General features: G+C 32.3%; 17 protein-coding genes and 1 pseudogene. 13 read left to right on the top strand and 5 right to left on the bottom strand.

Annotation, left to right across the window (positions count from 1 at the left end; translation table 11 throughout):
* The first annotated feature begins 55 nt into the window (after positions 1 to 55).
* From P8625_RS03395 to P8625_RS03420, 6 genes and pseudogenes are all read left to right on the top strand, one after another.
* Positions 56 to 1,038: pseudogene (locus P8625_RS03395) on the top strand (D-alanine--D-alanine ligase).
* Positions 1,038 to 1,490 (top strand): pantetheine-phosphate adenylyltransferase, encoded by a 453-nt coding sequence (coaD, locus tag P8625_RS03400; RefSeq protein WP_279652093.1) that lies wholly within the window; start codon positions 1,038 to 1,040, stop codon positions 1,488 to 1,490. Before P8625_RS03395 ends, coaD begins: the two are co-directional and overlap by 1 nt.
* A gap of 19 nt (positions 1,491 to 1,509) precedes the next feature.
* Positions 1,510 to 3,258, top strand: coding sequence for a M14 family metallopeptidase (locus P8625_RS03405; protein WP_279652094.1), 1,749 nt, complete (start codon positions 1,510 to 1,512; stop codon positions 3,256 to 3,258).
* A gap of 62 nt (positions 3,259 to 3,320) precedes the next feature.
* Positions 3,321 to 3,839 (top strand): RNA polymerase sigma factor, encoded by a 519-nt coding sequence (locus tag P8625_RS03410; protein WP_279652095.1) that lies wholly within the window; start codon positions 3,321 to 3,323, stop codon positions 3,837 to 3,839.
* A gap of 71 nt (positions 3,840 to 3,910) precedes the next feature.
* Positions 3,911 to 4,828 (top strand): FecR family protein, encoded by a 918-nt coding sequence (locus P8625_RS03415; protein WP_279652096.1) that lies wholly within the window; start codon positions 3,911 to 3,913, stop codon positions 4,826 to 4,828.
* Positions 4,825 to 7,200, top strand: a complete 2,376-nt coding sequence (locus P8625_RS03420; RefSeq protein ID WP_279652097.1) for a TonB-dependent receptor plug domain-containing protein — start codon at positions 4,825 to 4,827, stop codon at positions 7,198 to 7,200. The genes P8625_RS03415 and P8625_RS03420 overlap by 4 nt, the downstream gene beginning before the upstream one ends.
* A 140-nt stretch (positions 7,201 to 7,340) precedes the next feature.
* Here the strand turns inward: P8625_RS03420 and P8625_RS03425 are convergent, their stop codons facing one another.
* A complete protein-coding gene (locus P8625_RS03425; protein WP_279652098.1) occupies positions 7,341 to 8,516 on the bottom strand; it encodes a GlmU family protein in 1,176 nt (391 codons plus the stop codon).
* A 105-nt stretch (positions 8,517 to 8,621) separates the two neighbouring features.
* Between P8625_RS03425 and P8625_RS03430 the strand changes: the two genes are divergently transcribed.
* The 6 genes from P8625_RS03430 (at position 8,622) to P8625_RS03455 (ending at position 12,214) form a co-directional block, all read left to right on the top strand.
* Positions 8,622 to 8,996: a 6-phosphogluconate dehydrogenase gene (locus P8625_RS03430; protein WP_279652099.1), complete on the top strand. Its 375-nt coding sequence runs from the start codon at positions 8,622 to 8,624 to the stop codon at positions 8,994 to 8,996.
* Positions 8,986 to 9,534 (top strand): acyl-CoA thioesterase, encoded by a 549-nt coding sequence (locus P8625_RS03435; RefSeq protein WP_279652100.1) that lies wholly within the window; start codon positions 8,986 to 8,988, stop codon positions 9,532 to 9,534. Before P8625_RS03430 ends, P8625_RS03435 begins: the two co-directional genes overlap by 11 nt.
* Before the next feature lie 309 nt (positions 9,535 to 9,843).
* Complete coding sequence (locus tag P8625_RS03440; RefSeq protein ID WP_279652101.1) at positions 9,844 to 10,350, top strand: DUF2975 domain-containing protein; 507 nt, start codon at positions 9,844 to 9,846, stop codon at positions 10,348 to 10,350.
* A gap of 2 nt (positions 10,351 to 10,352) precedes the next feature.
* A complete protein-coding gene (locus tag P8625_RS03445; protein ID WP_279652102.1) occupies positions 10,353 to 10,556 on the top strand; it encodes a helix-turn-helix domain-containing protein in 204 nt (67 codons plus the stop codon).
* Between the two features lie 184 nt (positions 10,557 to 10,740).
* Positions 10,741 to 11,202, top strand: coding sequence for a VOC family protein (locus P8625_RS03450; RefSeq protein WP_279652103.1), 462 nt, complete (start codon positions 10,741 to 10,743; stop codon positions 11,200 to 11,202).
* A gap of 271 nt (positions 11,203 to 11,473) precedes the next feature.
* On the top strand, positions 11,474 to 12,214 hold the full coding sequence (locus P8625_RS03455) for a hypothetical protein (RefSeq protein ID WP_279652104.1): 741 nt from the start codon (positions 11,474 to 11,476) through the stop codon (positions 12,212 to 12,214).
* On the opposite strand, the gene priA is transcribed toward P8625_RS03455, so the two are convergent.
* The gene (priA, locus tag P8625_RS03460; RefSeq protein ID WP_279652105.1) at positions 12,192 to 14,636 is read right to left on the bottom strand and encodes a replication restart helicase PriA; all 2,445 of its coding nucleotides are present in this window, start codon (positions 14,634 to 14,636) and stop codon (positions 12,192 to 12,194) included. The two genes, P8625_RS03455 and priA, sit on opposite strands and share 23 nt — an antisense overlap.
* Positions 14,636 to 15,334 (bottom strand): hypothetical protein, encoded by a 699-nt coding sequence (locus tag P8625_RS03465; RefSeq protein WP_279652106.1) that lies wholly within the window; start codon positions 15,332 to 15,334, stop codon positions 14,636 to 14,638. Before P8625_RS03465 ends, priA begins: the two co-directional genes overlap by 1 nt.
* Before the next feature lie 249 nt (positions 15,335 to 15,583).
* Between P8625_RS03465 and P8625_RS03470 the strand changes: the two genes are divergently transcribed.
* A complete protein-coding gene (locus P8625_RS03470; protein ID WP_279652107.1) occupies positions 15,584 to 15,934 on the top strand; it encodes a hypothetical protein in 351 nt (116 codons plus the stop codon).
* 39 nt (positions 15,935 to 15,973) lie between these two features.
* Here P8625_RS03470 and P8625_RS03475 read toward each other — a convergent pair whose 3' ends face one another.
* Both P8625_RS03475 and P8625_RS03480 read right to left on the bottom strand, forming a co-directional pair.
* Positions 15,974 to 16,522 carry a TlpA family protein disulfide reductase gene (locus tag P8625_RS03475; RefSeq protein ID WP_279652108.1) on the bottom strand — a complete coding sequence of 183 codons (549 nt, stop codon included), beginning with the start codon at positions 16,520 to 16,522 and terminating at the stop codon, positions 15,974 to 15,976.
* 61 nt (positions 16,523 to 16,583) lie between these two features.
* The gene (locus tag P8625_RS03480) at positions 16,584 to 18,209 is read right to left on the bottom strand and encodes an aminopeptidase P N-terminal domain-containing protein (protein WP_279652109.1); all 1,626 of its coding nucleotides are present in this window, start codon (positions 18,207 to 18,209) and stop codon (positions 16,584 to 16,586) included.
* Between the last annotated feature and the right edge of the window lie 98 nt (positions 18,210 to 18,307).

Genomic DNA, 18,307 nt, shown 5'->3' on the forward strand with positions numbered 1-18,307 from the left:
CAACATCCGGATTTTAAAAAAACAATGATAAAAAAGTAACTGAAATACATTTGAAGTGAAAAAAAACATCGCTATTATTATGGGAGGTTATTCCTCTGAAGTAGGAATTTCTCTAAAAAGTGGTCATGTAGTTTACAAACATATTGATACTGAAAAGTACAACGCATATAAAGTTCATATTTTAGAAAATAAATGGATATGTGTTGATGATAATGAAAAAGAGCATCCAATAAACAAAGAAGATTTTTCAATTGAAATTGAAGGAAAAAAATTACGTTCGATTGTGTTTTCAATGCCATACATGGTACCCCAGGTGAAAACGGTATCATATTAGCTTATTTCGATCTTATTGGCTTACAACACACCTCTGCCCCATTCTATCAAATGGCGTTGACTTTTAATAAACGTGATACTTTAAGTGTCGTTAAACAATACGGAATTCCCACAGCAGTCTCAATATACTTAAACAAAGGCGATGAAATAAATACTGATGCTTTTATTAACAAAGTAGGTCTTCCTTGCTTTGTAAAGCCAAATGGTTCGGGTTCAAGCTTTGGAATTTCAAAAGTATATACCAAAGAAGAATTACTTCCTGCCATTGAAAAAGCGTACGAAGAAGACACTGAAATATTAATTGAAAGCTTTTTAGATGGAACTGAGGTTTCTGTTGGAGTAATTCAATACAAAGGAAAAACCACAGTATTACCCATAACCGAAATTGTTTCTGAAAATGATTTCTTCGATTATAAAGCGAAGTATGAAGGGGAGTCACAAGAAATTACTCCTGCACGTTTAACTGATTCGCAAAGAAAGAGAGTTGAAGAGGTAGCCAAACGTGTATATGAAATTTTAAACATGCGTGGTTTTTCTCGCTCAGAATATATTTTGGTGAACGATGAGCCACATTTTATAGAAATGAATACTGTTCCAGGGTTGACTGAAGCAAGTATTTTACCACAGCAAGCCAATCATGCAGGTATTTCTTTAACCGAATTATTCGGAAATGCTATTGAAATGGCTTTAAACGATAATATATAATGAAAAGAGCAATTTTTCCTGGGTCTTTTGATCCGATTACTTTAGGACACCTCGATATTATTGAGCGTGGTGTTACCCTTTTTGATGAATTAATCATTGCAATTGGTGTGAATGCAGATAAAAAGTACATGTTTTCTTTAGAAGAACGCAAACGTTTTATCGAAGAGACGTTTAAACACGAACCGAAAATAAAAGTATTGACCTATAGCGGACTTACGGTGAACTTCTGTAAAGAACAAAATGCTCAATTCATTTTAAGAGGTTTACGCAATCCTGCCGATTTTGAGTTTGAAAAAGCGATTGCACATACCAACAGAAAACTTTCTGAAATAGAAACTGTATTTTTATTAACCTCTTCAGGTAAAAGTTATATTTCTTCTTCTATTGTAAGAGATGTAATTAGAAACGACGGTGACTACACCGGGCTGGTACCAGACGCTGTTAGAATCTAAACTTTTAAATACTATTCTTTTGAAAAAACTATTTGTATTACTTCTACTAATCGCTGTGGCTTGTAAACAAAAACCTGTAAAAAAATCAGTCGATTTTACAACGCTATTTGAAACTTCAAACGGAACAGAAACACCTAAATATGATGAAGTTATTTCTTTTTATACAGATTTAGCCGAAGTATATCCTGAAATTTCTTTGTTTGAAATAGGGAGTACAGATATTGGTAAACCATTGCATTTAGTTGTTTTCAATACAGATGGAAAAACGAATCTTAAAGAGCTTCAAGATTCTTCTAAAAATAAGGTTTTAATCAACAATGGTATCCATCCAGGAGAGTCTGACGGAATTGATGCTTCTATGCTTTTATTAAGAGATATAGTTCAAAACGATTCTTTAAAAAACAGCTACAAGAATTCTTTAATATGCGTGATTCCTGTCTATAATATTGGCGGTGCGCTCAATAGAAACTCCCACACAAGAGCCAACCAAAATGGTCCGAAAGAATACGGCTTTAGAGGAAATGCTCGAAATTATGACCTCAATCGTGACTTTATTAAACAAGACACAAAAAATGCTGCTGCTTTTGCTGAGATTTTTCACACTATAAATCCCGATGTTTTTATTGACAACCATGTAAGTAACGGTGCCGATTATCAATACGCAATTACACATTTATTCACACAACATAACAAGTTAGGAGGAAAATTGGGTACGTTTATAGAAACAACAATGCGCCCTGATATAGAAAAATCTTTGGCACAAAAGAGCATTAGTATCACTCCGTATGTAAACGTTTGGGGAACCACACCTGAAAGCGGATGGTCACAGTTTTTCGATTCTCCTAGATATTCTACAGGTTATACTACGCTATTCAATACCTTAGGGTTAATGGTTGAAACCCACATGCTAAAACCTTATAAAATTAGAGTAGAACAAACCTATGAGTTGTTACTTTCTGTTTTAGACTTTTCCGAAGAAAACAGTAGTAAAATTAAAGAGTTACGAAAAAGAGCTGTAGAAGAGATCATCAGTAAAAAAACATACCCAATTACTTTTGAGGTTGATAGAGATACTCCTAGCACACTTCAATTTAAAGGTTATGAAGGGACTTTTATAGCTAGTAAAGTTACCAATGGAAAACGTTTGTTGTATGACAAAACAAAACCTTATGATAAAAAAATTCCTTACTACAACAATTATCTTCCAATCAAAGAAATTACAATTCCAAAAGCCTATATTTTACAACAAGGATGGCATGATGTTGTAGAGCGATTAAAAAATAATAATATTGAATTTACTCGTATTAAAAAAGACACCGTATTCACTGTAGAAGTTCAACACATCAAAGATTTTGATACTCGAAAAATGGCTTATGAAGGTCATTATTTACATTTCAATACTCAAGTTGCTAGGACAAAAAATCAACAAATTAAATTTTCGAAAGGAGCTATATACATTCCAACAAATCAAACAGGAATACGCTACATTATAGAAACTCTAGAAGCAGAAGCTATTGACTCTTTTTTTAACTGGAATTTTTTTGATACTATTTTACAGCAAAAGGAAGGATATTCTTCGTATGTTTTTGAAGACATTGCCGAAGATTTCTTAAACAAGAACCCTCAAGTAAAGCAAGAATTTTTAGAGAAGTTAACAATAGAAGAAGATTTTGCAAAAAATCCGCAAGCACAATTATATTGGGTTTACAAAAAAACTCCGCATTACGAAGAAACACACAAAAAACTACCTATATACAAGTTATATTAATATTTTTTTAACCTCTTCATAACAATTTCTTACATTTGTTACCGATTAAGAATTTAATCTAAATGGATAAAGGAATCTTAAAATCTGTTTGTGAGCAAAAAAATTTTAACGCAATTTTTAACAAACACTCACAAACTTTAAGAAATTATATGTATTACAAATGTGGCGATATTCAGCAAGCTGAGGATATCGTCCAGGAGGCGTATATAAAATTATGGAATAACTGTGCTAAGGTTGTTTTTGAAAAAGCTAAATCTTACTTGTATACGATAGCTAATAATCATTTTTTAAATGAAATTGCTCATAAAAAAGTGGTAGTGGAATATCAAAAACAAAGTGTTTTTTCTGGAAAAACAGATGAAAGTCCTCAATTTATTTTAGAACAAGAAGAGTTTCATGTAAAGCTAAAACAAGCGATAGCTAACCTACCAGAAAAACAGCGAGAAGTATTCTTACTGAGCAGAATAGATAAAAAAAAGTACAGTGAAATAGCCGATATTGTAGGAATTTCTGTAAAGGCTGTAGAAAAGAGAATGAGTAATGCTTTACTCACTTTGAAAGATAAAATTGGTAAATTGTAAAAAAAATAAAACTTTTAGTAGGGTAATTAGTATTTCACCTGTTTTATATACAAATAGCACGTAATAGAAGAATGAACATAGATTATAAAAATAACACCTTTTTAGCAAGATGGATTGCTAATGATTTATCTGATGAGGAGTTGAAAGAATTTCAACAATCAGAAGATTATCATCAATTCAAAGCTATTAACGATGCTTCTAAACTATTAAAAGCACCTTCTTATAATAAAGAGGCGGCTTTTGATATGATTACTCAAAAGATACAATCGAAAAAAACAGGTAAAAAAGTTATCAAACTGATTCCTGCATGGCTATACGGTGCAGCTGCTTCTATAGCTCTATTAATTAGTTTTTTATATTTTAACGACACTACTACCTTTTCTACAAATTATGGAGAGCAATTAACAGTAAGTTTGCCCGATAACTCTAAAGTTCATTTATCTCCTAACTCTGAGATTACTTACAAAGAAAGAATTTGGAATAAAGAAAGAGCATTGTCTTTAAAAGGAATTGCTTATTTTGAAGTAGAAAAAGGAAAATCTTTTACCGTAAATTCTACTCAAGGAAAAGTAACGGTGCTAGGAACCAAGTTTACCGTAAATACTTCTAAGGATTATTTTGAAGTTATGTGTTATGAGGGCAAGGTAAAAGTTGTCTCAAAAAACAACGAAGAAGTTCTTTTAACTAAAGGAAAAGCCTATAGAAATTATAAAAACTCTAGTGAAAAATGGATATTTAATAATATTGAACCTTCTTGGATAAATGGTGAAAGTTCTTTTAACAATGTGCCTTTAGAACAAGTCGTAAAATCACTAGAAAATCAATTTAACTTAAAATTCGACACCTCAAAAGTAGACGTAAACCAACGGTTCACAGGTACTTTTACGCATGAAAATGTTAATATAGCGTTACAAACTGTTTTTGCTCCTATGAAAATTTCTTATAAATTAGCAAAAAATAGTTTCGTTGTATTGACATATAATAAATGAAGATAAAATTAAGTGTACTTTTTCTATGCTTAGCAATGTCTATTTTTTCTCAGGAAAAAGTAGACATTACTTTTGTTGAAGCCCCCTTGCAAGATGTTTTAAAACAAATGGAAGCAAGTTTTGGGGTAAAATTTTCTTTCAATCCAGAAATTATAAAAGAAAAGAGCTTCTCTTTTACAAAAAAAGAATGTGAATTAGTATATCTTATAAATGAAATTGAGCGAAAAACTCCTTTAATTTTTAATCAAATTAATGAGCGTTATTATTATATAACCAAGAACTCTAATTTCAATCCAAACGAATACAATTTATTAAACGAGGTTCTTGTTACAAATCATATCAAGTCAGGTATTAATAAGAAACGAAATGGTACCATAACCGTTCATCCTAAAGATTTAGGCGTTTTACCTGGCTTAACAGAGCCTGATGTGTTAGAAAGTTTAAAAATTATTCCGGGTGTTCAAAGTCCTGATGAAACTGCTGCTGGTGTGTACATAAGAGGGGGTACCCCAAACCAGAATCTAATTTTGTGGGATGGAATAAAAATGTATTACTCTGGTCATTTTTTCGGAATGATTTCAGCATTCAATCCATATGTAACTGAAGAAATCACGCTCTCTAAAAGCGGTACAAGTGCCAGATACGGAAATAGAGTTTCTGGTGTAATAGATATTAAATCAAACAATGAAATTCCTAAAAAAACTACAGGAAATTTTGGTTTGAACATGACACATGCTGATGCCTATGTAAACATACCTGTTTCTAAAAAAGCATCCTTTTTATTATCAATGAGAAGGTCTTATGCTAATATTATCAAGACACCAACTTTTAATAACATATCTACAAGAGTATTTCAAACATTTGACGTTAATCAAGAAAAAAACATTTTTGGTAATGGAATAAAATTTAACAGAGAAAATAATTTTAATTTTGCTGATTATACGGCAAAACTAAACTTTTCTCTTACTGAAGAAGAGCAATTGTCTCTAAGTTTTTTATATACAAAAAACAAATTGTTTAATAGTTTTGAAATTCCTGATTATAAAGATTTTTATACTGACGATTTGAGTATTAAAAATGCTGGTTTTGGGATACAGTGGACAAAAAAGGTGTCGGAAAGGCTAACACATCACATAAAGGGATACTTTTCAAGTTTTAAACTAAATTATACCGGAAAATACAATTATATAGATAACTTTCTTATTTTCTTCTCATCAAAAAACAACTTAATTAACGATGTAGGTGTATCTTATAATTTTAACTATGAGTTAAACGACAAGGCTAGTATTTTTGCTGGATATGACTTTACTTCTACAGAATCTGAATATGAACTAAAATATTTATACGATATTCAAAACCAAAATGTTTTTAATTCGCTAGAAGAAAATAATGGCAACAATAATACTAGCTCTCTTTTTGGGGAGTTTATATATGATAATGACAACTGGAATATAAATTTAGGAACTCGTCTTAATTACTTTTCTAAGATTGATAAATATGTAATAGAACCAAGGTTGTATCTTGAAAAAAAAATTACGCAGCATTTAAGAGCCAAAGCATCTTTCGAGCAAAAACACCAAACCTTAGTTCAAATAATAGAATTTCAAACAGCTAGCCTAGGGTTTGATTTAGAAAATCAATTATGGACACAAGTAAATAACGATAATGTTCCTCTACAAAAAAGTTTACAGGTTTCTTCTGGAATTCTTTTTAACAAAGATAACTGGAGTATTGATATCGAACCTTATTATAAAAAGGTTAGTGGTATGACTTCACTAACTAGCGGTTACAATGATCAATCAAATGATTTTTCTAATGGTGAAGGAAAAATATATGGGGTTGATGTTTTGGTACATAAAAAATTCAACAATTACAGAACATGGATTAACTATTCTTACACCAAAAATAGGTTTAAGTTTTTAGATTTAGAGAATACATTCTTTCCTGCAAACCACGATATAACCAACTATTTTTCTTGGTCTCAAGCGTACAAATTGAATAATTACGAATTTTCATTGGGTTGGATTCTAAGAACTGGAAATCCATATACGGAAATTAATGAATTTGTAACTGATGAAAATGGCCAAAACCCTATTATTTACTTAGATTGGGAAAATATCAATGCTTTAAGACTTCCTAGATATAGTAGGTTTGATGCCTCTGTAACCTATTCTTTTAACCTTTCTGACAAATGGAAAAGTAAAATCGGTTTTTCTTTGTTAAATATTTTTGACAGAAAAAACATACTAAATAGAACCTACAACACAGTTCCTTTTATAAATTCTCAAAACAACTTAAAGTATCAATTAAAAGAAGTAGATAAAGTTTCGTTAGGTATAACCCCTAACTTTGTTTTTAGAGTTAGTTTTTAGTCGCAGGGCGGATAGCCAAGGGTTTTAATCTCCAAGACTTACCTCGAAACTCTTAAATAGCTTTTTTGTATACCCAGTATGCTCTCATCGTGTAGTTTATTAAAAAAGACTTTACTTTCGATGTAAAGCCTTTTTTAAGTTTAGTAGTTTCTATACTGTTTTGTTTCTTCAAAAACGTGTTCTAAAATTTGCTTTTCTCTTTCATCAAATTCAATACCTCTTCTTTGCATTACAACCTCTGCAACTTCAAAAACTTTATTGGTTTTATATTCTGTAAAGCCAGAAGCTCCGCCCCAACTGTATGAAGGAACAAAATTTCTAGGAAATCCACTTCCAAAAATATTCGCTGACACCCCCACTACGGTTCCTGTATTGAACATCGTATTAATTCCGCATTTAGAATGGTCTCCCATCATTAAACCACAAAATTGCAATCCTGTTTTGGCAAAACGTCCTGTTTCGTAATTCCATAGTTTTACTTCAGCATAGTTATTTTTAAGGTTTGAATTGTTGCTATCTGCTCCTATATTACACCATTCTCCAAGCACCGAATTTCCTAAAAAACCATCGTGTCCTTTGTTAGAATATCCAAACAACACCGAATTGTTTACCTCCCCTCCTACCTTACAGTAAGGCCCAAAAGTGGTTGCTCCATATATTTTAGCTCCTAATTTTAACACCGAATGTGCGCACATAGCCAAAGCACCACGTACTACTACGCCTTCCATAATTTCGGCATTCTTTCCTATATAAATGGGTCCTGTAGCGGCATTCAAAGTGGCAAAAGTCAATTTAGCTCCTTTTTCAACAAAAATGTCATTTCTATTTACACAATTTACAGTTTCAGGGATGGGTGCTGATTTTCTTCCTTCAGTAATTAAATCAAAGTCTGCACGAATAGCCTTATCGTTTGATGAAAAAATATCCCATGTATTTTTAATTTGAATAATATCATCTTCAAATTCAAGAGCTTCATAAGATGAAAAATCAACTTCATCTTGTGTATCTTTAGTATAAAAAGCAATGACATCTTCCCCTTTAAAAATTGCCTGATTGGCTTGTAGGTTTTTCACCATTTCAACCAACGGTTTTGTAGGCAAGAAAGAAGCATTTAACAATATATTTTCTTCCATTTCAACCATAGGATATTTTTCTTCTAAATACGCTTCTGTTATAGTCGTCGTAGTTAGCCCTAAATATTTTTCCCATTTTTCCCTAATCGTTAAAATCCCTACTCTAATATCTGCTACTGGTCGTGTATAGGTAAATGGCAACAAAGCTGTTCGAACATCACCATCAAATAAAATATAATTCATTTTAATCGTTTTTTGAAGTAACGCAAACTTACTACTTTCAATTCATTTTACAAGTCAAAATATAAACCTTACTTTTGTAAAGTAACATTGTTCAACATTTTAATTATGAGAAAAATTCTAGGACTAGTTTTATTAGGTATTGCACTTATAGCTACCTTATACTACGCATTTGTTTATTTTGTTCCTTATAGTGAAGGGGTTCGCTCTGGCGAACTTATAAAAATTAGCCACAAAGGTGTGATTATAAAAACTTGGGAAGGAGAAATTAGTCAGGGAATTTCTGGTGCTCAAATTTTCTCTTTTTCGGTAGAAGAAAGTGAAAAAGAGGTTATTAATAAGCTCCAAGAATATCAAGGCAGGTATGTTAAAGTTGCTTACAAAGAACGTTACGGAAAAATTTTCTGGCTAGGAGACACTAAATATTTTATTACCAACGTTCAAGAGGAGCAGTCTCCTCATTTTAGGGGAAATGAACAATAAGGAGTATAAAAATATAGAAGATACTCACATTACCATTTCAGAGTTAATGTTGCCTTCGCATGCCAATTTTAGTGGTAAAATTCATGGTGGGTACATTTTAAAGTTAATGGATCAAATTGCTTTTGCTTGTGCTTCTAAACACTCGGGTACCTATTGCGTAACTGCTTCTGTTGATACGGTTAATTTTATTAATCCTATCGAAGTGGGTAAACTAGTTACTATGAAAGCTTCTATTAACTACGTAGGAAAAACCTCGATGGTAATTGGTATAAGAGTAGAAGCTCAAAATATTCAAACAGGAGAAACCAAACATTGCAATTCTTCTTACTTCACTATGGTGGCTAAAAATGATAATGGTGAGAATGCTAGAGTTCCAGGAATTATCATTAATAGCCAAAATGAAATGCGCCGCTTTTTAGAAGCGATTCATAGAATAAAGATGAAAAAAAATAGGCAAGAAAAGTTTGATATTGACAATTTCAAGCCTGAAAATCATCTTGATGAGTTAAGAAACTACAACGTAAAGATTAATTTGTAATCGTGTTTTAAATCATATTCAGTAAACAGAGCATCTACATGATGACCATTATTCAACAAACTGACAATTGCGGTTTTAAATTCTTTATCAAATCCAACTCTAGACATAATGTTTAGTTTATGCAAAAATCTCTATTTAATCTCTACCAACAAAAGTAGTTGTTCCACGTTTAATTTCCATACTAACCATAGCCGAGACGTTGTGCTCAATTAAAATCAATATCAATTTATTTTTATCATTTTAAAATAAAAATTTATTGTTTTTCAATAATTTTTTTATATTTATTGTAAATAATAACTATTTTGATTTATGGACACACCTAAAACCTTATTCTCGACACTAAATGCTTTTATTTTTTTAATTATAATAGCAATTTCATTTGGATTGATGCTAACAATCTTATCAGCATTTGGGACTATTCCAGATAGCATGTTTAAAAGTGAAGTATCTTTTCCGGAATTAGATTGGGTAGTTTATCTATTTATGACATTGAACTTAATAGTTTATGGGGTATTTGTTTATGGCCTTTTCAAGCTGAGAAAGGTATCAAAGTTATTTTTAAATGGTACTTTTTACGATTTAGAATTGGGTAAGAATTGTAGTTTAGCTGGTAAATCCTTTATTTTATCAGGAGTATTTTGGTGTCTTTTCGATGGGCTTAGTTCTATTTATTTCAAAAATGAATTTTCAATAGGAGTAAGCGATAAGACATTTATTTATCTTTTCTTTATTGTTATGGGCTTATTCTTAATGCTTACAAGCAAATTATTTGACAGAGCTTTGGAACTGAAGAAGGAAAACGATTTAACTATTTAATTATGGCCATAATCGTAAATTTAGATATAATGCTTGCAAAACGTAAAGTAAAAAGCAAAGAACTTGCTGAGGCAATTGGAATTACACAGGCGAACTTATCTATTTTGAAATCAGGAAAAGCAAAAGCAATTAGATTTACAACACTTTCTGCTATTTGTAAGGAATTGAATTGCCAGCCAAGTGATATTTTAGAATATAAAGAATAAAAACATTATTTTAATATATATAAATGAGCACAATACGAGCTATAAACAATGCTCTTTTTAGTTTTTTAGAAAGCTACTTTTATATTCAATTTTTCGTGCTTTCATCAAATAACAAGAATTAAGACGCCGCACTGCTTTTAGCTCGAAGACATTACTCACAATTAGAAACAAACGAAAAAAAACAATGATTACAGGACTATATGAAACCCATTTATTTGTTGCAAATCTTGAGCTTTCGATTGAATTTTATAAAAATATTTTAGGCCTTGAACAATGCTATTTTGAAGAAGAAAGGCGAGCAGCCTTTTTTTGGATTGGCGAACCAAAGGAATCAATGTTAGGCCTTTGGGAAAAGCCTAAATCTGAAATTGACAGAAGACATTTTGCGTTTAAGTGTGATAAAAATTTTATAATTAATGAAGCGACAGCATTTTTAAAAGAACACGGACTAAATCCATTTAACTTTTTGAATGACGGAACTGACCAACCAATGGTATTTGCTTGGGTGCCTGCAATTGCAATTTATTTTGACGACCCAGACGGACATCATTTAGAATTTATTTCGGTATTAGACGGAAAAGGAAAGCCAGAAAATGGAATAATCTCGTATGAACGATGGCTGGAATTGGAAACAAAAGAAAAATAACGTCACAAAATAACGTATATAGGCTTCCCAAAAAAATGGGAAGTTTACATGGATTTTGAATTTAGACAATGGCTGGGGAAGATTTTTTCTATATTTGAAAAAAGAACAGGAAGGTCAATTTGTTAAGGTTTTAATGAATAAATTAAAAAAATTATCGCTTTAAAAGCGACGAACCAGCTCTATAGAATATGTTGCAAAAACCATTTTTAACATCCATACCCAAAACAAACTACAAAATGGGGAGATTGTGGATATTCGGGATTTTTAAACCATGAAGTTAAAATTCAGAAAAGCTTTGATGCTTTTAACTATCTGCTTTACATTATATTTTTCATATAGTAACTACAGAATTAATGGTACATGGGTAAAATCATCTGAAAAACGGACCGAAGGAGTGTCTATTATTGATTTCAGCTTTTTTGAAAGAAGTGAATACTACCCTAGTTCTTTTGGTAATAATATAATAGACCAAACTACCATTAGTTTTGGTAAAATTATTTTTTTATTTAATACTGATACCCTGAACTATCGAAATACTATATCTATTAAGCAAATCGACGGAGATAGCATCGTTTTTGATAATTTCCCATACTACGAAACCTCTACATATAAAAAAATACCAGATTATTTAAAACAAAAAAGAATTGTAAAATTATACGATAAGCTTTACAAATTAAAGTATAGATATAAAGATTCTACCTATATAGACACTGTATTCTTCTCTAGAAAATACTTCCTAAACAAAGCGAAACTAAAAGCTAATGATTGGAGAGTAAGTAAATATGAAACTTTCAATATTAATGATTTTAAAATAATCTTGTTTGATTTAAACTCATACGCCATATTGAGAGAAGAAAATAATGAATTATTCTTTTACCAATTAGGAAGAAAGAAAAGAGAGCTAAGAAAAGTTAATCTACAAAAAATTCCTCTTAATAATTTGAAAAGTGAAATAAATAAAGCTATTAAAGATTATGAAAAACAAAGCCCTAATAAGCATCCACATCAATAATAAAACGGATGGGTCTAAAATCTTTGACTGCTTCAAAGGTATTTTTAATTTTTTGTAGTTGCTCTTTGGTTTTTCCTAAGGATTGTTTGGGTGGTATTTTAATCACCAAATTTTTAATATACTGATTTCGAATACGAGCAACCGCAGGTGCCGAAGGTCCTAGTACATTGTCGTGAAATACATTTTGCAAGGCTTTTGCCAACCAGTTGATGCCGTTCTCAACACGTGTATAATCTTTGTGTTTTAGGGTGATTTTTATCAAACGATAGTAGGGCGGATACTGAAATTGCCATCGGTCTTGTAGCTGTTCTTGATACATTTCGATGTAGTTATTTGTAGACACCTGCTGTAAAATTTGATGGTACGGATTGTAGGTTTGTATGGCTACATTCCCTTGTTTTTTGGTACGTCCTGCCCTACCCGATACCTGCACCATTAACTGAAAAGCACGTTCGTGCGCTCTAAAATCGGGGAAGTTGAGCATCGCGTCGGCACTCATAATACCTACCAACGACACATTGTCAAAATCCAATCCTTTAGAAAGCATTTGTGTTCCTACCAAAATATCAATCTCTTGGGCTTCAAAAGCACCAATGATTTTTTGATAGCCATATTTACCTCGGGTAGTATCTAAATCCATTCGCCCAATGGCATGATTCGGAAAGAGTTCTTTGAGCTCTAATTCAATTTGTTCCGTTCCAAAACCCTTGGTGTCTAAGGTCGTACTTCCGCAAGCGCCACAACTACTCGGCATCGCACGTTGGTAATGACAATAGTGACATTTTAACTCTCTGCGCAATTTGTGATAGGTTAAACTTACATCGCAATTCGGGCAATGCGGAGACACGCCACAAGTGGTACACTCTACTACAGGAGAATATCCGCGTCTGTTTTGAAACAAAATTACCTGTTCTTTTTCGTCCAGCGCTTCGGTAATCATTTGTAGCAAGCGGTCGGAAAAATGCCCTTTCATTTCCTTTTTTCGATGCTTTTCTTTAAGGTCGATCAATTCGATTTTAGGCAATTGAATGTTTCCGAAACGACGGGTTAACTCTACAAATCCGTATTTATTTTGTTGTGCATTAAAATAGCTTTCTATAGAAGGAGTGGCAGAACCCAACAGTACCTTTGCTTGGTGTAAATGCCCTAAAACTACCGCAGCATCACGGGCGTTGTAACGAGGCGACGGTTCAAATTGTTTGTACGAAGTTTCGTGTTCTTCATCTACTACAATCAACCCAAGATTAGAAAAAGGCAAGAAAACAGCAGAACGAGCACCTAAAAGAATCTGCGCTTTGGGTTTGTTTTCCAACACGTTATTCCACACCTCTACCCGTTCGTTCATCGAATATTTAGAATGAAAAACAGAAACAAAATTGCCAAAATAATTTTGCAAACGTGTAATGATTTGCGTCGTTAAGGCTATTTCTGGTAATAAAAACAAGACTTGCTTTCCTTCAGCAATTACTTCTTTTATCAGTTTTACATAAATCTCGGTTTTCCCAGAACCTGTAACACCGTGTAATAAGCTTACTTGCTGAGTTTCAAAAGAGCTTTTCAGTTGGGTAAACGCTTCTTGTTGAAAGGCATTGAGTTCTTTTATCTGATTCGTTTCTCCTTGGTAATTGATTCGGTCGGTTTGAATCTGATAGAATTCAAAAATATCTTTATCCACCAATGCTTTTAAAACTGCAGAAGAAGTGCCCGATTTCTGTTCTAACTCTTTTGCCTTGATGGGCTTTTTAGCCGCAGCTAATTGAAAATACGTCAAAATAGCCTCTCGTTGTTTTTTAGCTCTCGAAAGTTCGTCTAGCAATGTGTGCAAACCTTCATCGGTGGTGTAATTGCTATGCAACCGCACATATTTTACCAACTTTGGTTTGTACGTTTCATAAATTTCTTCTTTGATGTAAATCGCACTTTTCTCAATCAACCCATTAATAATAGGCAGCACGGTTTTCTTTCCTAAGATATCTGAAACTTGATGAATCGTTAACTGCGAATGGTGCTGTAAAGCTTCAAAAATTAAGAATTCTTCATCGGCTAACAAGGTTTCTTCTGTAAACGCCTCATTCTTGTAAATAATCGTTTCACTTTCTAACAAAAACGCTGAAGGTAAGGCTGCTCTGTAAACATCCCCTAACGAACACATATAATAACTCGAAATCCACTGCCAATGTTGTAATTGTTGTTCGTTAACAATAGGGTGTTCGTCTAAAATTTGGTGTATGTCTTTTGCTTCGTATACTTCGGGTGCTTTTTGGTGAATATTAAATACCAATGCGGTATATAGCTTACTTTTTCCGAAAGAAACCGCTACACGCATTCCTCTTTTTAAAAAAGAGGCTTCTGCTTCGGTTACCGAATAGGTAAACGTTTTTTGCAATGGAATGGGCAGTATGACGTCGATGAAGTATGACATTATTCTATTATTTCTAATGGATCTGGTATTGGTGGTTGCACATAATCCACACTGTCTTCTACGATTTCAATCATTTCATCTAATCTAATTTGTAAAGGGTATACTTTTCTTAATGAATCTATGTTTTTCTTTTCTAAGCTTTTAAGAAAGTGGAAATAAGATATTGAAATGGTATCTAATTTGTTTTTCAAATCTATTTCTGAATTCTTGAGATCTCTTATGAACCCTAAAAAAATCAAACTTTTATCAGGACTGTCAGCAAACTCTGGATTCGCACTATAGTTACAAAATTGCTTTTCGAGCATTATTCTAAAATCACTTTTGTTAAAATTATAGCTTATGTCATTATGAAAAAATAAACTATCAGAATAATTATCAATAAACAATACATTTCTATATTTTATTAACCCACAAATAGCTTTTTCACAAAGAATCATACTATTTATATAGAAAGGAATATCATTTTTAGACGTTCTGATATAATACTTAATTTTTCTGTCATCATAATTCTCACAAAAAACCGAAGTTAATGATTCAAAATTTTTAACTGTATCTAAATCAAAAACGAAAGTTGAATCTGTATTGTGTTGCGTAGGAAACACATCTTTTATTGTTAAAACTCGTTCTTTAGGTTGTTTTGAACAAGAAATAATCAGCAGCAACAAAAAAGGAATTCTATAAAAAGTAGTTTTCTTCATCTAATATCAAAACTACATAAATTTCAATACACAAAAAACAGAAAGTGCTACTTAAATTCCCAAGAAATAAGATTACAGCACGACTAGAACTAAAAGTTTACTAAAATTTATGTTAAAAGCACCCTTATTGTCGCTAGAAAAACTTCTTAAACTGTGTTAAAACACGTTAATCTTTTGATAAAACCTCCTTATACTGAAACACTTCCATCGCTCAAAGAGTCTTATAAACAACCTATAAAATATTAATTTATGAAGAATTTAAAATTATTTTTAGCGGTGCTTGGAATAAGCATGCTAACCTCGTTTTCTGCTAATGCTACTGATTTTTTACCAACATCAAATACAAAAAAAGCATTATCGAATGAAATGGCTACTTTGATAGGACGAAACATTCCTGTAAAAGTTTTGCAAGAGTTTGCTACTGAAATCTCTTTTATGGTCAATCATAAAAATGAAATTGTGATTGTTGATGTTGCTTCAAAAAACAAAGAACTATCTACTTTTATTAAAAACACCCTAAACTACAAAAAAATTAGCACCAAAAATGTAAAGAATGGAGAGGTTTACCGTTTACCGCTGCGCGTAAAAAAATCTCTTTAATGTAAAAAGCCGAGTATTTAACGAAAATACTCGGTTTTCTTATTTTGTTACCAACTCGTCTAACAAAATTCTAATTTTCGTACTATTCCAATCGGCAGGTCCTTTTTTATCTACGACAATAGTCCCGTTTTTATCAATAATAAACGTTGCCGGTATTGAATTACTTACTAATTGATCGGGAACTTTAGATAAAATGTTATAGGTTGGCAAATCGTAGCCTTTGTCTTTATAAAAACCTTCAATTGTTGCCCAATCTTCGTTACTTATAAATATAAATTCAACCTTGTCTTTGTAATCGTCGTATAGTTTTTGAATACTTGGCATTTCGGCAACGCAAGGCGGACACCAAGTAGCCCAAAAGTTGACAAATACCACTTTTCCTTTTAAGGAATTGAAATCAATAGTAGCTGTGTTTACTCCTTTTAAATTCCAATTATACTCTTTTAACTGTTCTCTTTTTTCTTCAGCAATTGCTGACGGTGAAAACGAAACCAATCGAATAAGATATGCTCTTGTTGGTTTGTACAATAACAAAGCAATAACGATAACAAATACACCATTTAAAATTGTTTCTCTGTTAAATTTCATGTAGTTTTTTTTAGATTGAGTAGTGTATTTGTTGTTTAAAGGTTGTTTCGTTTGTAGATTTTTAATCTAAATCAGGCAATAAAAAATCATTTAAAATACTTTTTTTAGCCATCATTTTTTCAATACTCTCTACTGTTCTTGGTGCTTCTGCCGATAAGTTTACGGGTCCGTTTTTAGTAATTAAAATATCATCCTCTATTCGAACGGCAATGCCCCACCATTTTTTATCACACGGACTTCCTTCGGGAATATAAATGCCGGGTTCTACCGTAATGACCATGTTCTCTCTAAATGCTCCATAGGTTCCTGGGTCATGCACATCCAATCCGATATGATGCGAAGTACCATGCGGAAAATAGGTATGCTTTTCTGAAGGTGCGCTAATAATACCTAACGCTGCCAAACCTTCATTAATTACCTGTTTGGTTTGCTCTCCTGGTTGCCAAAACTGATTGCCTGGTTTGCATACACGAATCCCTGCGTCTTGCGCTTTTAATACCAGCTCGTAAATCGCCTTTTGTTCTGGAGAAAATTTTCCATTGGCGGGTATGGTTCTAGTAACATCTGCCGTATAGCCCCTGTATTCTGCCCCTAAATCCATTAAAACCAAGTCATTTCCTAATTTGGTTTTGTTATTTTCGATGTAATGCAGCACACAGCCATTGTTACCTGCGCCAACAATGGAAGGATATCCTTCATACTCAGCGCCATATTTTTTATATACAAACTCGTGGATTCCTTGAATTTCGGTTTCAGACATATTCGGTTTCATCGCTTTCATTACTTCTATTTGTCCGACTGCTGAAATGCGAATGGCTTTGGTAAGCAGTTTTAATTCTTCTGGAGTTTTTACTTCGCGCATTTCGGCGAGAATAGTGGGTAAAAACTTTAAATCGATGTTTGTTTCTCTTTTATTGAGATTTAACTTAATTTTTTGTTTCAATTCTTTTCTCAGTGCATCGGTATCTGCAGAGATATATGCTTTGATAAAGGTATCTTCTTTAAGTTCTGGATACTTATCTATATTTTTAGAGAGCCCCTTCGCTATCTCTTCTAATTTTGCATCTGGTACATTGGCGATGGCTTTATGAATGTACTCAACATTCGGATGTTCAATCTTTATTTTATGATATTCAGACTGGTCTTTAAACGCTGTTACCAAATCATAAACTTCTCCGTTATCTCCTAAAGAATTCCTGTAGTCATCACTAAATTTAAATATGTAAACGTTCTCAAAACTTTTAAAATCAATGGCATCGGTAGCAAACTCTTCTGAGGTTTTAGCCATCGTAAATCCTAATGCGCTTTTCGCTCCCTCTACTCCTAGTCGCTTTCCGTTCCACATTTCAAATCGTGCGTCTCTTTTAGGTACGTAGAGTATTTCATTGTAAGTATTCCCGTTTGCATCTGTTTGGTTTTCAGAAAAAACAACCAACACTGCATTAGGTTCTCTAAATCCTGTTAAATAATAAAAATTAGGGTCTTGATGAAACACGTAATCTACATCGTTCGCTCTATTTCGAATAGGATTTGAAAAAATAACCGCCATTGAATTTTTAGTCATTTTTCCTCTTAAAATAGCTCTTCTTTCCTTGTGAAAATCAGCCGATAAATAATCAGTAGGCGTTTGTGCTACAGTTATCGAAATAGTTAGTATGAAAAAGTAGAAAAATATTTTTTTAAACATAGGTAGTTATTTTTGTTACTTTCAAATGTAATATTCTCTTCTAGAACTACGAAAATATTAACAAACATTTAGGTTATATCTGCACATAATATTACACA

The sequence above is a fragment of the Tenacibaculum tangerinum genome, assembly GCF_029853675.1.
GTDB lineage: Bacteria > Bacteroidota > Bacteroidia > Flavobacteriales > Flavobacteriaceae > Polaribacter > Polaribacter tangerinum_A.

Bases quoted from the DNA above. Each gene is read 5' to 3' on its own strand.
- coaD (WP_279652093.1), top strand. From the start codon at position 1,038: ATGAAAAGAGCAATTTTTCCTGGGTCTTTTGATCCGATTACTTTAGGA.
- P8625_RS03410 (WP_279652095.1), top strand. From the start codon at position 3,321: ATGGATAAAGGAATCTTAAAATCTGTTTGTGAGCAAAAAAATTTTAAC.
- P8625_RS03415 (WP_279652096.1), top strand. From the start codon at position 3,911: ATGAACATAGATTATAAAAATAACACCTTTTTAGCAAGATGGATTGCT.
- P8625_RS03420 (WP_279652097.1), top strand. From the start codon at position 4,825: ATGAAGATAAAATTAAGTGTACTTTTTCTATGCTTAGCAATGTCTATT.
- P8625_RS03425 (WP_279652098.1), bottom strand. From the start codon at position 8,516: ATGAATTATATTTTATTTGATGGTGATGTTCGAACAGCTTTGTTGCCA.
- P8625_RS03430 (WP_279652099.1), top strand. From the start codon at position 8,622: ATGAGAAAAATTCTAGGACTAGTTTTATTAGGTATTGCACTTATAGCT.
- P8625_RS03435 (WP_279652100.1), top strand. From the start codon at position 8,986: ATGAACAATAAGGAGTATAAAAATATAGAAGATACTCACATTACCATT.
- P8625_RS03440 (WP_279652101.1), top strand. From the start codon at position 9,844: ATGGACACACCTAAAACCTTATTCTCGACACTAAATGCTTTTATTTTT.
- P8625_RS03445 (WP_279652102.1), top strand. From the start codon at position 10,353: ATGGCCATAATCGTAAATTTAGATATAATGCTTGCAAAACGTAAAGTA.
- P8625_RS03450 (WP_279652103.1), top strand. From the start codon at position 10,741: ATGATTACAGGACTATATGAAACCCATTTATTTGTTGCAAATCTTGAG.
- P8625_RS03455 (WP_279652104.1), top strand. From the start codon at position 11,474: ATGAAGTTAAAATTCAGAAAAGCTTTGATGCTTTTAACTATCTGCTTT.
- priA (WP_279652105.1), bottom strand. From the start codon at position 14,636: ATGTCATACTTCATCGACGTCATACTGCCCATTCCATTGCAAAAAACG.
- P8625_RS03465 (WP_279652106.1), bottom strand. From the start codon at position 15,334: ATGAAGAAAACTACTTTTTATAGAATTCCTTTTTTGTTGCTGCTGATT.
- P8625_RS03470 (WP_279652107.1), top strand. From the start codon at position 15,584: ATGAAGAATTTAAAATTATTTTTAGCGGTGCTTGGAATAAGCATGCTA.
- P8625_RS03475 (WP_279652108.1), bottom strand. From the start codon at position 16,522: ATGAAATTTAACAGAGAAACAATTTTAAATGGTGTATTTGTTATCGTT.
- P8625_RS03480 (WP_279652109.1), bottom strand. From the start codon at position 18,209: ATGTTTAAAAAAATATTTTTCTACTTTTTCATACTAACTATTTCGATA.